This is a genomic window from Bacteroides sp. 3_1_13, from assembly GCF_001185845.1.
GTDB classification, from domain to species: domain Bacteria; phylum Bacteroidota; class Bacteroidia; order Bacteroidales; family Bacteroidaceae; genus Bacteroides; species Bacteroides xylanisolvens.
In genome coordinates this window covers 1,852,091-1,867,504 of record NZ_KQ236955.1, presented here as the reverse complement: position 1 = coordinate 1,867,504, position 15,414 = coordinate 1,852,091, and the positions used below count along the sequence as shown (strand labels likewise).

Genomic DNA, 15,414 nt, shown 5'->3' with positions numbered 1-15,414 from the left:
AACTAAACGTTATGAGAAAGTCTGTTCTATTAATCATGGTGCTGTTTGCTGTCAGCATGGCGGCAAATGCACAGAAGTTTGCACTGATCGATACGGAATATATCATGAAGAATATTCCGGCAGCTCAAAGCGCTAATGAGCAAATGCAAGAAGCTACGAAGAAATACCAGAGCGAAGTAGAAGCCCTGGCAAAAGAAGCACAGAAGATGTTCCAGGATTACCAGGCAAAATCTTCCACTCTTTCTGCCGCACAAAAAACAAAGACAGAAGATGCAATCGTAGCTAAAGAAAAAGCAGCAGCCGAGTTGAAGCGTAACTACTTCGGTCCGGAAGGCGAATTAGCCAAGATGAGAGACAAGTTGATTACTCCAATTCAGGACGATATTTATGAAGCTGTGAAAGCTATATCACAACAACATGGATATGATTTGATTATCGACAGAGCCTCTGCTACAGGTATAATATTTGCAAATCCACGCATAGATATTAGTGATGAAATCCTAAGAAAATTAGGATATTCAAATTAATTTCATACATTTGCAGCTGGAAATAACTAAAAATCATTCAAATAAATTATAGAACTATGCTAAAAAAAATTGCACTTGTAATGTTGCTTGCACTCCCAATGGGTGTATTTGCACAGAACCTGAAATTCGGCCACATTAATGCACAGGAAATCATCACTGTGATGCCGGAATTCACCAAAGCTCAAAATGATATTCAGACTTTAGAAAAACAACTTACTGCTGAACTTCAGAGAACGCAGGAAGAATTCAACAAGAAATATCAGGAATTCCAACAAGCTATCGCTAAGGATTCTCTTCCTCCCAACATCGCTGAAAGAAGACAAAAAGAATTGCAAGATATGATGCAAAGACAAGAGCAATTCCAACAAGATGCTCAACAGCAAATGGCGAAAGCACAAAATGATGCCATGGCTCCTATCTATCAGAAGTTGGACAATGCTATCAAAGCCGTAGGCGCTGCTGAAGGTGTAATCTACATCTTCGACCTGGCAAGAACTTCGATTCCATACGTAAACGAATCACAGAGTATCAACTTGACTAGCAAGGTAAAAGCAAATCTTGGTATCAAATAAGAACTGACCAAGAATAAAGAAATACCAAAAGGGAAAGAGAAAGAAGGATCAACTTCTTTCTCTTTCCCTTTTTTTGGCGTACATTTGCGTATATAAATCAAGTGTGTCATGAAGCAACATCTATCCCATACGCCCGGACCGATCGGAGTATTTGACTCCGGTTACGGAGGTCTGACCATCTTAGACAAAATAAGAGAAGTATTACCGGAATATGATTATATCTATTTGGGAGATAATGCACGTGCTCCTTACGGAACACGTTCTTTTGAAGTCGTATACGAATTTACCCGGCAAGCGGTCAACAAACTATTTGATATGGGCTGCCACCTGGTTATATTAGCTTGCAATACAGCTTCCGCAAAAGCTTTGCGCAGTATTCAGATGAATGATTTACCAGGCATCGATCCGGCTCGCCGTGTGCTCGGCGTCATCCGCCCTACCGTAGAGTGTGTCGGAGAGATAAGCAAAAACCAGCATATCGGTGTACTGGCAACAGCAGGCACCATCAAATCCGAATCGTATCCGTTGGAAATACACAAGCTATTTCCTGAAATCCAGGTCAGCGGCACAGCCTGTCCGATGTGGGTATCACTAGTTGAAAACAATGAATCACAGGACGAAGGAGCAGACTATTTTATCCGGAAGTACATCGACCAATTGCTATCAAAGGATCCTCAAATAGATACTGTCATTCTCGGATGTACTCATTTCCCCATACTTCTACCCAAAATCCGGCAATATATTCCAGAGCATGTCAGTGTAATTGCGCAAGGCGAGTATGTTGCGGAAAGTCTGAAAGACTATCTGAAAAGACATCCCGAGATGGATGCAAAATGCACGAAGAATGGGAACTGTCAGTTTTACACGACCGAAGCGGAAGAAAAGTTTTCAGAATCGGCCTCTACTTTCCTGAAACAGCAGATTAGTGTAAAACACATCACGCTCGAATAAAATTTAAGAAAAAAAGTAACCGTTTCTCTCTCTTTTTTGTTATATTTGTAGATAACCCCTAATAAGCAAGATCATGAAAGAAGAAGATTATAGCAAAGCAATAGAAGTATTCTCCGGATCCCCATGGGAAGCCGAGATCATCAAAGGGCTATTAGAAAGCAATGACATCCGTTGCGTAATCAAAGATGGGATTATGGGTACACTGGCACCCTATATCGCTCCTTCCGTATCCGTTCTTGTCACCGAGGATCAATACGAAGCGGCCACTGCACTTATCAGGAGCCGGGCCGAGAAAGATAACGACTGATACGGTCGAGTCCTTCACGGATATTCTCCAATGAGTTTGCATAGGAGAAACGTACATATCCTTCGCCTCCCGTACCAAAATCTACCCCGGGAGTAATACCGACGTGTGCATGTTCGAGTACATCGAATGCAAAACGATAAGAGTCGGTAGTAAATTTGTGTGCGTCAGCAAAAATATAAAATGCCCCTTGAGGTTCTACTTTTATTTCAAAACCCATTTCCCGGAGACGGGCAATCATATACCGGCGACGCTCATCATAAACCAGCTTCATCCGTTCCACGTCCGGTTCAGCCTGCCGCAATGCGGCAATCCCTGCCTGCTGGGCAACACTGGACGCACAGATAAACAGATTTTGCTGTAACTTCTGCAAAGATCGCATACAAGATTTAGGTGCGATCAAATAACCCAACCGAAGCCCCGTCATCGCAAAGCGTTTAGAGAATCCGTTCAGGACAAAAGCCTGATCGGTATATTCAAGGATGCTGTGCGCACGCCCTTCATACACAAGGCCGTGATAAATTTCATCTGAAATGACAGGAACTCCCAACGCTGCCACTTCTTTCAGGAACTTTTCATCCAACAACATTCCGGTCGGATTCATCGGAGAATTGATAAAGATAGCCGCAGTATGCGGATTCACACACTTACGGATAGCCTCTATATCGTATTGCAGATATTCTTTAGACAAAGGAACCAAAACAGGTTTGGCTTGCGTTGCCAACACAAAATTGCGATAGCAAGCGTACCCCGGATTGGAAAGAATCACTTCACTATCCGGATTGCAGAGCAACATCAATGCAAGAAGAATAGACGGAGAAGACCCGGAAGTCACGACAATACAATCCGGATCTACCGTTACCCCATATTCGCGCAGATAAAAAGCGGCAATTTCCCGTCGCAGTTCCGGATCACCCAAAGAATGTGTATAATGAGTCAGATGACGATCATAAGCCGCTTTTGCCGCTTCCGCCACACAGGCCGGCACATCAAAATCGGGTTCGCCAACTTCCAGATGAATAATATCAATGCCTTGTTTTTGCAATTCGTTCGCCCTCTCCAACACATCCATTACGATGAAAGAGGTCATCTGTTCTACTTGTGGGTTTGTATGTTTCATTGTTTTTCTTTTCTCTATCTGACTGCAAAGATAATTCTTTTTAGCCTGTTTTGGTAACATATCGGCAAAAAGCTCTATATTTGTGCTTTCAAATCGTTAGTAGGAATGAAACAGGAATTTACACGAATCGCAGTAAAAGTAGGAAGCAATGTATTGACACGCCGCGACGGAACGCTGGACGTTACCCGTATGTCGGCACTTGTTGACCAGATAGCGGAATTACATAAATCCGGGGTGGAAATCATTCTGATTTCTTCGGGAGCTGTTGCTTCCGGGCGCAGTGAAGTGCATCCACAGAAAAAACTCGATAGTGTAGACCAACGCCAGTTGTTTTCTGCCGTAGGTCAGGCTAAGCTCATCAACCGTTACTACGAACTTTTCCGCGAGCATAGTATTCCTGTTGGTCAGGTGTTAACCACGAAAGAAAGTTTCGGTACCCGCCGTCATTATCTGAATCAGAAAAACTGTATGACGGTAATGCTTGAAAATAATGTTATTCCTATTGTCAACGAGAATGATACAATTTCTGTCAGCGAGCTTATGTTCACTGATAATGATGAATTGTCCGGACTCATCGCTTCCATGATGGATGCACAGGCTCTCATTATCTTAAGTAATATCGACGGAATCTATAATGGTTCTCCTGCCGATCCGGGTTCTTCTGTTATCCGGGAGATCGATCACGGAAAAGATTTATCCAATTATATTCAGGCAACGAAGTCCAGTTTCGGACGGGGAGGAATGTTGACGAAAACAAATATTGCCCGCAAAGTAGCTGATGAAGGAATTACAGTGATTATTGCCAACGGGAAACGGGATAATATTCTGGTAGATTTGCTTCAGCATCCGAAAGAAACGCTTTGTACACGTTTTATCCCTTCAAACGAACCGGTATCCAGTGTAAAAAAATGGATTGCTCATAGCGAGGGGTTTGCTAAAGGAGAAATTCACATCAACGAATGTGCGACAGAAGTTCTAAACTCTGAAAAGGCTGTCAGCATCCTCCCCATCGGAATTACTCACGTTGAAGGTGAATTTGAAAAAGATGACATTGTGCGTATCATGGACTTTCAAGGAAATCAAGTGGGCGTTGGAAAGGTGAACTGCGATTCCAAACAGGTGCAAGAAGCAATCGGTAAGCATGGAAAGAAACCGGTAGTACATTATGACTATCTATACATTGAATAATTAATAATAAGAATTTCTGTTTTATCCGATTTTAGACTAAAATTAGCTTGTTTCTGAAACAGCAATGAACTGTTTCAGCCTATTCTAACAAGGGTATATTCTCACTGCAATGAGAAAAAGTTCTCATTATAATGAGTATTTCTTCTCATACCTATGAGTATTTTTTCTCATAGGGATAAGTATACTTGAGAATGTTTACGGAAGTTTTTTTGAATTATAATTGTATGAGTTTACCTCATTTCTATACCGAAATGAATTTTCAACTAATCAGAAAAAGAGATACGAAATTAGAACTATATGTCTCTACAATCTATATACCATCACAAAAGCAACATTTATTTCTGTTTTCAACAAGTTTTATTCACATCATTCACTATATTTGCATAGTTTATCTTTCCATTTAATGCAAAAAAGGAGCAAATGACTACAAATTTAAACGAGACCTTTGCTGCCGTACAGGTGGCAAGTCGGGAATTAGCCTTGCTGAATGATGACATCATCAATCAGATTTTAAATGCAGTAGCTGACGCAGCAATTGCAGAAACACCTTTCATTCTTGCAGAGAATGAAAAAGACCTCGCACGGATGGACAAAAATGATCCGAAGTACGACCGGTTGAAATTGACGGAAGAACGTTTAAAAGGCATTGCTGCCGACACACGCAATGTAGCGACACTCCCCTCTCCTTTGGGTAAAGTGTTGAAAGAAAGTGTTCGCCCCAATGGGATGAGATTGACAAAAGTCAGCGTTCCTTTCGGAGTGATAGGAATTATTTATGAAGCCCGTCCGAATGTCAGTTTTGATGTTTTCTCCCTTTGTCTAAAGAGTGGAAATGCCTGCATATTGAAAGGAGGAAGTGATGCCGATTGTTCCAACCGGGCTATCATCAGTGTGATTCACGAAGTATTGAAGAAATTCAATATCAATCCACACATTGTAGAACTACTTCCGGCTGATAGAGAAGCTACGGCAGCATTGCTGAATGCTGTGGGTTACGTAGACCTGATTATCCCCAGAGGCAGCAGCAGCCTGATTCATTTCGTACGCGAGAATGCAAAAATTCCCGTTATTGAAACAGGGGCAGGTATCTGTCACACTTACTTTGATGAATTTGGAGATGTAAACAAGGGGGCAGCTATTATTCACAATGCGAAGACACGCAGGGTTAGCGTATGTAATGCGCTGGACTGCACCATTATACATGAGAAAAGACTGACCGATCTCCCTATGCTTTGCGAGAAACTAAAAGACAGCCATGTCATTATCTATGCTGACGCACAGGCTTATCAAGCATTAGAAGGCCGCTATCCTGCCGAACTTCTGGAACACGCCAAAGCAGAAAGTTTCGGCACAGAGTTTCTGGATTATAAAATGGCTGTCAAGACCGTAAAAAGCTTCGAAGATGCCTTAGGCCATATTCAGGAAAACAGCTCCAAACATAGCGAGTGTATTGTTACCGAAAACAAGGAACGTGCAGCCTTATTCACAAAGATTGTGGATGCAGCTTGCGTATACACCAATGTATCTACTGCCTTCACTGACGGAGCGCAATTCGGATTAGGAGCAGAAATCGGAATCAGTACGCAAAAACTACATGCGCGCGGTCCGATGGGACTGGAAGAGATCACCTCTTACAAATGGGTCATCGAAGGAGACGGGCAAACGAGAAGAAATTGAGACGATACCGTTATCGTTAAAAATCAAACAAGGTATTGAACGAAACTAATTGAAAATTAAGAATTAAAAGATAAATGATATGAAGAAATTTACTTGCGTACAGGACATCGGCGATTTAAAATCAGCCCTTGCAGAAGCATTCGAAATTAAAAAAGATCGTTTCAAATATGTAGAACTGGGACGAAACAAGACTTTGATGATGATCTTCTTCAACTCCAGTCTGCGCACCCGCCTTAGCACACAGAAAGCTGCAATCAACTTGGGAATGAATGTAATGGTACTAGATATCAATCAAGGTGCATGGAAACTGGAAACCGAACGTGGCGTAATTATGGATGGCGATAAACCGGAACATATCTTAGAAGCCATTCCGGTGATGGGCTGTTATTGTGATCTCATCGGAGTACGTTCTTTCGCCCGTTTCGAAAACCGCGACTTTGACTATCAGGAAACGATTATCAATCAATTTATCCAATACTCCGGACGTCCCGTCTTTTCGATGGAAGCGGCAACACGCCACCCATTGCAGAGCTTTGCCGACTTGATTACCATTGAAGAATACAAGAAAACAGCACGTCCTAAAGTGGTCATGACCTGGGCTCCACATCCACGTCCATTGCCACAAGCTGTTCCCAATTCTTTTGCCGAATGGATGAACGCAACGGATTACGAATTTGTCATCACCCACCCCGAAGGTTATGAACTCGCCCCGCAATTTGTAGGCAACGCAAAAGTAGAATACGACCAGATGAAGGCTTTCGAAGGAGCCGACTTTATATATGCCAAGAACTGGGCAGCTTATTCTGGCGACAATTACGGACAGATATTAAGTAAAGATCGTGATTGGACAGTCAGCGACCGTCAAATGGCAGTTACCAACAACGCTTATTTCATGCATTGTCTTCCGGTTCGCAGAAATATGATTGTGACAGACGATGTGATCGAAAGCCCGCAATCAATCGTTATTCCGGAAGCTGCTAATCGTGAAATCTCGGCAACTGTCGTTCTGAAGAGACTATTGGAAGGACTAAAATAACCGAAAAATAAAGAGGCCGAAAAGCCTTTTCCATCAACGCATAAGAACAAAAGAACATCTCCTTAAAATCCTACTTATAAATATAAAAACAGGATTTGAAAATTGAGATGTTCTTTTGTTCTTATTGTATTTAAAATAAAAGCAGGCTATTACTTACCGCCCGCTCTTTACTTTACCTTATTTCTCTATTTCTTTGCCAGCCTCCTGCCAGGAATTAAATCCTTTATCAAGCTCAAAGACCTTATAGCCCTTCTCACTCAAAATTGCCGCAGCCTTCTTGCTCCGATTACCACTACGGCAATACACAGCCACCGGTTTATCCTTCTGTAATAATGAATCAGCCATTGAAGCAAAAGAATCATCCATCACATTGATGTTGATTGTCTTCGTGATGTGCCCCTCCGAATATTCCGCAAGTGTGCGGACATCCAGACGTTGTATATCCTCATTCTGAATAAGAGAATCAAATTCCTCTACATTCATGGATTGAAAATCTCCTTTCTGCTGACAAGAGAAAAGGGAAGAGAGAAATAAAAATATCCCCACGATTAATTGATTCAATTTAAACATATATACTCTATTATTCAATTCTGCCCAGGAGTATAGTCAAACCCGGGATCACAATACTTTTCAGATACTACCGCAGATCCATCCTTATCGTACGTACAATATTTAAACTTAATATTCATAGTCCGGCCAGGATGCTCTTCATCAATATATTGCGCCAAAGGAACAGAGATGTAAGCACGCCGATTATAGTATTCTTCATCACTGTTCGCATCATGGTATAATAACATATTCACAATACCATTTGTTTTAAGTTCAGACACATCTTCCACTATGCCGAAAGTATGTCCTTTGCCTGTACTGACTTTTAGATTCAGAATCATATTCAGATAATCCCTCCCCAGCCAGATACTGACCACCTCTACCGGGTCTTGCTTTATACCGTCTTTATACACAGGATCATCTTCCGGCTTAGGCACCGGCACAATGAGCGATTGCAAAGAATATATAGTAGCCGCACTTCCATCCGGAAGCACTTCATAGTTACTCATTACACGTCTGGAGGTATTTGCGGCAATAGTAGAACCCGTACGGTCTTCCGCCACAGGCAAAGCCTCTCCCTTATCAGGAATAAGCGTTTGTATACGACCGTCTTCCCCGGCCTCTACAGTCACAAATTCCAGTTTCACCGAAGGATAATAATAATCATCATCTCCACAGGCAGTCATCAGGAAAAGCAATCCCCACAACCAAATAACATGTAATTTTCTTCTTTTCATCGGCAAGCTGCTAAATAATTAACTAACGGATTGGAATACATTAATAACAACTTCTCACGCAAAAAGTCCTCATCCTTATTCGGAATCTTGATCTTTGCCAATTGTTGTTCAATATAGTTCATAAACTGTTGTTTCTCTTCTTCCGTGTAATTGGACCCGAATTCCGTCGTGCCATTCAGCCAATCGTACGCCACATAATTTCCCGGATATATCCGGTAATTACGATGAATGCGGCGGTCAATACAAGCAGAGATACGGGCAAACAAATCCGGTTTCGGCAACGAACGGTCCAACTCTTTCAGATCATCATTCAGACAAGGGGCAACCTGAAAATGTACCCTGCCTTTATATCCGAAAAGACCGGTTTGCATATTAATCAAATCGTCCTGCGTCGTCTTCTTATACCCTTCGATGTCTCTCTTCAACTGAAACTCCTGCGCTTTCAGAAAATCACACGGGTCATATTCGTATGAAATAGCAAGCGGAGCAATATTCATTTCCATCAAACGGTCTATCAAATCACCTTCACCGCCCATTGCCAGCATTTTCAACACACTGTCTTGTGTACGGTCATTCGAATCTTTTGCACGTCCTTCACGCTGCGCAATCCAAATAGACTGTTTTTTCTCCGAAATGGTGTAATGCATATAACGGGACATACGTGCTGAAGATTCCAACATCTGCCGCATTGTCAATGCCCGCTGCACAATGAATGATTTATTGACACGTACCAGTTTCTTAATCCAGGGATAAATCAGCAAATTATCTCCAATCGCTATTTCTACCGTATCCATTCCCTGGTCAATCAACAAAATAGAGAGAAAGCCCGAATCGAGAATAATGTCTCTATGATTCGATATATACGTATAAGCTTTACTTTTATCCGGTATGGCGGTATGATCCAGTGTCAGCCCGGCGGTATGATCTGCCGCTATCTTCCACAAAATACCATAGCAAAATGCCTCCTGAAAATCAAGTTTAGTCTTACAGGCACGCATTTTCTGCGCCAGAAGTTCAAATGGAACGTTCGGTATAGCCCCGGTAGCAGCTTTCTGAAAAGCCGGATCGGCAATCAGTTCCTCAAAGATTTGAGGAAGTTCCTCATCATTGTAAGGACGAATTTCATTAAACTCTGTCAGATCCATCACGTGATTAAAATTTGTTTTCAATAATATCGGTCATCACATCCTTTATATCCAGTCCGGCTGCACGCACCTGCTGGGGAATAAAGCTGGTAGTAGTCATTCCCGGAGTAGTGTTTACTTCGAGAAGATTCAGTTTTTCACCGGCAGTCACAATATAATCTACACGGATAATGCCGGAGCAACCTAATATATCATAGATAGCCGAAGTCAACATCTGCACACGCTTGGTCAGTTCGTCCGAGATACGCGCAGGAGTGATTTCATCTACCTGTCCATTATATTTAGCATCATAATCAAAGAACTCATTGTGCGTCACCACTTCCGTAGGCGGGAAGATAACTGTCTTCTCTTTGGTCTTATAGCAGCCGCAAGTCAGTTCCGTTCCATCCATAAACGCTTCTACAAGCACTTCTTGCGCCTCTCCGAAAGCTTTAACAATGGCCGGCTGTATTTGTTCTTTTGTCTTTACTTTCGTAACTCCGAAGCTCGAACCTCCCAGACTAGGCTTGATAAAACAAGGCAGACCGATCTTTTCCACTACTTCCTCGTCAGAAATCGATTGTCCCTGGCGCAGCAACAATGATTCGGCAATGCGCACTCCAAAAGCTTTCAGATATTGATTGCAGGTAAACTTGTCGTATGTAATGGCAGCTGCCAATACTCCACAACAGGAATACGGTATACGCATCATATCAAAATAGCCTTGCAGGCGACCATCCTCACCAGGCGTACCGTGGATGGTAATATAAGCAAAGTCGAACACAACCTTTTCCGTTCCGTTCGTAAAACTAAAGTCATTTCTATCTACCGGCACTTTATTTCCGTCCGGCAATTGTACTTCCCAGCGACGGCCTTCCATCTCCACGATATACAAATTATACTTTTCCTTATCAATAAAGGAATAAATGCCCTGTGCACTACGCAGGGAAACTACGATTTCAGAGGTATCCCCTCCTGCTACGATAGCGATGTTGCGTTTCATTCTAATTCTCTATTACTTATATAGCCTCTCCACTTCTCGATAAGCCGGGTCATGTCATCCGGAAGTTCGGAAGTAAAGTACATCTCCTCACCTGTGACGGGATGCACAAACCCCAACGTCATAGCATGCAAAGCCTGTCGGGGACAAGTGTCAAAGCAATTATTTACAAACTGTTTGTATTTACTAAAATGAGTTCCTTTCAGTATCTCATGCCCGCCATAGCGTTCGTCATTGAACAATACATGACCGATATGCTTCATGTGGACACGGATCTGATGGGTACGTCCTGTTTCAAGTATACATTCCACAAGGGTTACGTATCCCAGTCTTTCCAATACACGGTAGTGCGTAACGGCATGCTTGCCCACCGTCGGGTCGGACATCACCGCCATCTGCATCCGGTCTTTCGGATTGCGGGCGATATTACCGACAATCGTTCCTTCATCCTGTTCCACAACGCCCCACACCAGAGCACGATATCTGCGTTTGGTAGTCTTATTAAAAAATTGGAGTCCCAGATTTGTTTTGGCATCCGGTGTCTTGGCAATCACCAGCAAGCCCGAAGTATCTTTGTCGATGCGATGAACAAGTCCCACGTGCGGGTCATTGGCATCGTAATCCGGTATATCCTTCATGTGCCAAGCCAGCGCATTGACCAGCGTGCCGTGATAGTTTCCGTGTCCCGGATGCACTACCAACCCTGCCGGTTTATTCACCACCATTACGTATGGATCTTCATAAACAATAGTAAGGGGAATATCTTCAGGAATAATTTCGTTTTCATAACGGGGGCGATCCATCATCACCGTTATGACATCCAGCGGTTTCACTTTGTAGCTACTCTTCACCGGCTTGCCATTGGCCATAACGAATCCGCCTTCGGCAGCCTTCTGAATACGGTTGCGCGAAGCATTGACAATACGTTCGAACAGATATTTGTCGACTCTGACCATCGCCTGTCCCTTATCTACAACCACGCGGAAGTGTTCGTAAAGCTGGAATTCGTCACCGACAGGTTCTATATCGTCCAAATCATTCTCCAGTTCATCCGGAAGTTCTTCCTCTATCATGCGAGTCCGTTTCTGTTATTTATCTATTAAAACCAACTATCATCTTGAGCAGATGATGATTCCGACGTAATCGGCTGGTCCGTATCTACGGAAACATCGGCTGAATCTTCTTCCGACGTATCACCGGAGCCGTTTCCGACCATCAATGTTAACGAAGATCCCACAGGTATTTTCTCACCCGCAGCCAACTGGCGTCCCTGGTACTTCACGCCGTATACCCAGTCTTTCTCACCATTTACCAATTGAACCTGATTCAGTTTGAAACCGGCATTTAGCAATTTAGCCTGCGCCTGGCGGAGCGAGCTGTTGTCCGCCACATCAGGAATAGCACGCAAAGGGACATCCAACGTATTGACAGTCAGATATACCGTACGTCCTTCTTTCACTTTCTCACCGACTCCCGGCTTCAGTTCGAGAATGATACCTGCTGCTTTATCCTTTACATATTTGGTATCGGAAATCACATATACCAAACCGTGATTCCGGAACATTTTCGCAGCTTCGTCCACCGTCATCCCTTTCACATCGGGAACGGCAACAGTTTCACCATGATGAGTATGTATATCAAGCCATTTCAATACACCGAATATCATCACTACCACCACTACAATCATGGCGATAATGTTCACCCAGAAAAATTTATTTGTTTTAAAAGAAAAGAATTCTTTAATAGTCATACGCATTGCTGTTAATATGCGCCAAAGATACGACAAAATAGTTGAACTTTTAAAAAGTAGGCGATGAAAAATGTCCCCATCTACTATGCAAGGACGCTTATCATCGCCAGAATTGCTGCAACTATAATCCCCACTCCTATAGATTTCAACAACCTTATTATATTTATGCGGGTTTTCAGGTCCCGGATCTGCTCTTCCATTGCGTATGTTTGTTTATGAGTTTTATTCTATACCACAAAGAAAAATAAAAAGTCACAAACAAGCACAAACAACATTGCTTTTTAACAGACTATTCTTTTGAAAATCAGGGAACAAAAAAGGCGAAGATTAAACTCCCCGCCTTTTTTGTTTCCTGATGACAAGTGATTATCACTTTTGTCCGTTGTACTCATCAGAAACAGTCAGTTTCTTTCTGCCTTTCGCACGACGAGCAGCTAATACTCTACGACCATTAGCCGATGCCATTCTCTCACGGAAACCGTGTTTGTTCTTTCTCTTTCTGTTAGAGGGTTGAAATGTTCTTTTCATTACTGTATCTTGTTTTTATGTTATTATTCTACGTAATCGGGCTGCAAAAATAGGCACTTTTTTTAAATTAACCAAGAGATAACTCATTTTTGCTCAAAAGTTTTTGTGTTTTTTACTGATTTAGATTACTTTTGCAGTCGAATTCCTGCGAAAACAATTAAATAACAATAATATATTAAGAAAAATAGCAGTATGATTAATGCTCAAGACATCAAAAACGGAACTTGTATCCGTATGGACGGAAAGCTCTATTTCTGTATCGAATTCCTGCATGTAAAACCAGGTAAAGGTAATACTTTCATGCGTACTAAACTGAAAGATGTAGTCAGCGGTTACGTTCTTGAACGCCGTTTCAACATCGGTGAAAAGTTGGAAGATGTACGCGTAGAACGTCGTCCGTACCAATTTTTGTATAAAGAAGGAGAAGATTATATCTTCATGAACCAAGAAACATTCGACCAACACCCTATCGCTCACGATTTGATTAACGGGGTTGACTTCCTGCTCGAAGGTGCAGTATTGGAAGTTGTTTCTGACGCTTCTACTGAAACTGTTCTTTATGCAGATATGCCGATCAAGGTTCAAATGAAAGTGACTTATACAGAACCGGGCGTGAAAGGTGATACAGCTACCAACACGCTGAAACCTGCCACTGTAGAATCAGGAGCAACCGTACGTGTTCCATTGTTCATCAACGAAGGTGAAACAATTGAAATCGACACTCGCGATGGTTCTTATGTAGGACGTGTAAAAGCATAATTGACAAGAACATATATAAAAAAACCGGAAGTTTTTGGACTCCCGGTTTTTTTATGTCTTTATCGATATTTATTTGTATCCGGCTGCTTTCGCAATTCTTTTAGGAATCTCCGTGTTATCAATCTTTTCTCCAAACAGTTGAGAACCTGCGCCGATAGCGAATACAGGTACATAACCGGCAGAGTGACCGCCACTTACCCAACCTACCATAGCAATCTCATCCATCACTTCCTTAGCACGTGCAGCCATCGGTTCACTCTTAGAGTACATACTTTCAGCAAATACGACTTTATTCTTCACAAATGATTTTTCAAACTCATCACGTAATTTCTTTTCCTGTTCCCAAGAAATAGGGAATTGTTTCCAGAAACCCATTTCTTCGCCCAAGAATGTTTTCATATCTTCCCAAGTCACTTTATTGCCTTTTGATTTTCTCAATTCGCTGATACGTTGTGAAAGTCCGTCAGCAGAATGTTTCTGATGCTGCAATGCTTTCAGGTTCAATTCATATTTTCCTGTACCCAGCACGATACCACCTGTTTCATGGTCGGCAGTAACGACAATAAGGGTTTCTTTCGGATGCTTTTTATAAAACTCATAAGCTACCTTGATAGCATTATCCATATCCTTTACTTCGTTGAACACTGTAGCAGCATCATTCGCATGACACGCCCAGTCTATTTTGCCACCTTCTACCATCAAGAAAAACCCTTTCTTATTATCTTTAGTAAGAAAATCAATGGCACTTTCTGTAATCTGCGCTAAAGTCAAATCACCTTCTTTACGATCGATAGCATAAGGTAAACAAGATGGATTAGCACCTTCTTCCTGAATCAGGATCATCTTTTCTGCTTTTGCAGCTTTTGCCTTATAGTCATTGTAGCCACGTGCTACTGTATATCCGGCTTCTTCAAAAATAGGGAAAATACTTGGAGCTTCTTTCTTGTCATAAGTGGTGGTAGGTTTCAGGAAACCACCGCCTGCATAGAAATCGAAATTTGCTTTTGGCAAATCCAAAGCTATTTCATAATATCTATTACGATCGGGTTGATGTGCATAGAATGCGGCAGGAGTAGCATGATCTACACTAACAGAAGTAGTTACACCAACTTTCTTACCAGCTTTCTTTGCCTTTTCAGCTACAGTCTGAATAGCATTCTTGTCCTCTCCCACAGAAATTGCATGATTATAGGTCTTCTTGCCTGTTGCTAATGCAGTACCTGCAGCAGCAGAGTCGGTTACTGAATTTTTAGCAGAGAAAGTAGTTGCCATAGTAGCAACCGGGAATTGAGTAAACAACAAAGGCTCGACGCCAATGCGTCCATTTTGAATTTCCGCCTGATACATCTCCGTACCATTTACCTGATTGACTCCCATTCCATCCCCGATGAAATAGAATACGTACTTTGCCTGCCCGTTGGCTACAACGGAGATAAGGACAAAGAACAACGTGTAGATTAACTTTTTCATTCTCTAGTATATTTATTTTTAGATTATTTGTCTACAAAATTATATAGAAAAATCGAGTTTTTCTACACCGGCACAATAAAAACCGAGGCCAACCCTCAAACTCTGCTTCATACTTCGTTTAA

17 protein-coding genes are annotated in these 15,414 nt (G+C 42.1%); 8 read left to right on the top strand and 9 right to left on the bottom strand.

What is annotated here, in order from left to right; genetic code table 11:
• Positions 1–11 precede the first annotated feature (11 nt).
• The 4 genes from HMPREF9009_RS06615 to HMPREF9009_RS06600 all read left to right on the top strand — a co-directional run bounded on the left by HMPREF9009_RS06615 (position 12) and on the right by HMPREF9009_RS06600 (position 2,357).
• A complete protein-coding gene (locus HMPREF9009_RS06615; RefSeq protein ID WP_049701753.1) occupies positions 12–527 on the top strand; it encodes an OmpH/Skp family outer membrane protein in 516 nt (171 codons plus the stop codon).
• Positions 528–583: 56 nt separating this feature from the next.
• Positions 584–1,099 carry an OmpH/Skp family outer membrane protein gene (locus tag HMPREF9009_RS06610; protein WP_004310501.1) on the top strand — a complete coding sequence of 172 codons (516 nt, stop codon included), beginning with the start codon at positions 584–586 and terminating at the stop codon, positions 1,097–1,099.
• A gap of 108 nt (positions 1,100–1,207) precedes the next feature.
• A complete protein-coding gene (murI, locus tag HMPREF9009_RS06605; RefSeq protein WP_049701752.1) occupies positions 1,208–2,050 on the top strand; it encodes a glutamate racemase in 843 nt (280 codons plus the stop codon).
• Between the two features lie 73 nt (positions 2,051–2,123).
• Positions 2,124–2,357, top strand: a complete 234-nt coding sequence (locus HMPREF9009_RS06600; protein WP_004313000.1) for a DUF2007-related protein — start codon at positions 2,124–2,126, stop codon at positions 2,355–2,357.
• On the opposite strand, the gene HMPREF9009_RS06595 is transcribed toward HMPREF9009_RS06600, so the two are convergent.
• Positions 2,326–3,474 carry a pyridoxal phosphate-dependent aminotransferase gene (locus tag HMPREF9009_RS06595; protein WP_044129917.1) on the bottom strand — a complete coding sequence of 383 codons (1,149 nt, stop codon included), beginning with the start codon at positions 3,472–3,474 and terminating at the stop codon, positions 2,326–2,328. The genes HMPREF9009_RS06600 and HMPREF9009_RS06595 overlap by 32 nt on opposite strands.
• 105 nt (positions 3,475–3,579) lie before the next feature.
• Here HMPREF9009_RS06595 and proB point away from each other — a divergent pair, with 105 nt between their 5' ends.
• From proB to HMPREF9009_RS06580, 3 genes are all read left to right on the top strand, one after another.
• Positions 3,580–4,662 (top strand): glutamate 5-kinase, encoded by a 1,083-nt coding sequence (proB, locus tag HMPREF9009_RS06590; RefSeq protein ID WP_008024470.1) that lies wholly within the window; start codon positions 3,580–3,582, stop codon positions 4,660–4,662.
• A 420-nt stretch (positions 4,663–5,082) separates the two neighbouring features.
• Positions 5,083–6,339 (top strand): glutamate-5-semialdehyde dehydrogenase, encoded by a 1,257-nt coding sequence (locus HMPREF9009_RS06585; protein ID WP_008024469.1) that lies wholly within the window; start codon positions 5,083–5,085, stop codon positions 6,337–6,339.
• A gap of 79 nt (positions 6,340–6,418) precedes the next feature.
• A complete protein-coding gene (locus HMPREF9009_RS06580; protein WP_008024468.1) occupies positions 6,419–7,375 on the top strand; it encodes a Rossmann-fold NAD(P)-binding domain-containing protein in 957 nt (318 codons plus the stop codon).
• Positions 7,376–7,552: 177 nt separating this feature from the next.
• On the opposite strand, the gene HMPREF9009_RS06575 is transcribed toward HMPREF9009_RS06580, so the two are convergent.
• From HMPREF9009_RS06575 to rpmH, 7 genes are all read right to left on the bottom strand, one after another.
• Positions 7,553–7,945, bottom strand: coding sequence for a rhodanese-like domain-containing protein (locus HMPREF9009_RS06575; protein WP_004312995.1), 393 nt, complete (start codon positions 7,943–7,945; stop codon positions 7,553–7,555).
• A gap of 14 nt (positions 7,946–7,959) precedes the next feature.
• Positions 7,960–8,661 (bottom strand): NigD1/NigD2 family lipoprotein, encoded by a 702-nt coding sequence (locus tag HMPREF9009_RS06570; protein ID WP_008024467.1) that lies wholly within the window; start codon positions 8,659–8,661, stop codon positions 7,960–7,962.
• Positions 8,658–9,806 (bottom strand): 1-acyl-sn-glycerol-3-phosphate acyltransferase, encoded by a 1,149-nt coding sequence (locus HMPREF9009_RS06565; protein WP_008024464.1) that lies wholly within the window; start codon positions 9,804–9,806, stop codon positions 8,658–8,660. The genes HMPREF9009_RS06570 and HMPREF9009_RS06565 overlap by 4 nt, the downstream gene beginning before the upstream one ends.
• Positions 9,807–9,813: 7 nt before the next feature.
• Complete coding sequence (locus HMPREF9009_RS06560; protein WP_004312992.1) at positions 9,814–10,788, bottom strand: D-alanine--D-alanine ligase; 975 nt, start codon at positions 10,786–10,788, stop codon at positions 9,814–9,816.
• Complete coding sequence (locus HMPREF9009_RS06555) at positions 10,785–11,858, bottom strand: RluA family pseudouridine synthase (protein ID WP_087322816.1); 1,074 nt, start codon at positions 11,856–11,858, stop codon at positions 10,785–10,787. The genes HMPREF9009_RS06560 and HMPREF9009_RS06555 overlap by 4 nt, the downstream gene beginning before the upstream one ends.
• 26 nt (positions 11,859–11,884) lie before the next feature.
• Positions 11,885–12,535 (bottom strand): PASTA domain-containing protein, encoded by a 651-nt coding sequence (locus tag HMPREF9009_RS06550; RefSeq protein ID WP_049702285.1) that lies wholly within the window; start codon positions 12,533–12,535, stop codon positions 11,885–11,887.
• A gap of 369 nt (positions 12,536–12,904) precedes the next feature.
• Positions 12,905–13,063 carry a 50S ribosomal protein L34 gene (gene rpmH, locus HMPREF9009_RS06545; protein WP_004299762.1) on the bottom strand — a complete coding sequence of 53 codons (159 nt, stop codon included), beginning with the start codon at positions 13,061–13,063 and terminating at the stop codon, positions 12,905–12,907.
• A 192-nt stretch (positions 13,064–13,255) separates the two neighbouring features.
• Here rpmH and efp point away from each other — a divergent pair, with 192 nt between their 5' ends.
• Positions 13,256–13,822: an elongation factor P gene (efp, locus tag HMPREF9009_RS06540; protein ID WP_004312989.1), complete on the top strand. Its 567-nt coding sequence runs from the start codon at positions 13,256–13,258 to the stop codon at positions 13,820–13,822.
• A gap of 69 nt (positions 13,823–13,891) precedes the next feature.
• Here efp and HMPREF9009_RS06535 read toward each other — a convergent pair whose 3' ends face one another.
• Entirely contained in the window at positions 13,892–15,292 is a 1,401-nt protein-coding gene (locus tag HMPREF9009_RS06535; RefSeq protein ID WP_049701751.1) for an alkaline phosphatase, read from the bottom strand.
• Between the last annotated feature and the right edge of the window lie 122 nt (positions 15,293–15,414).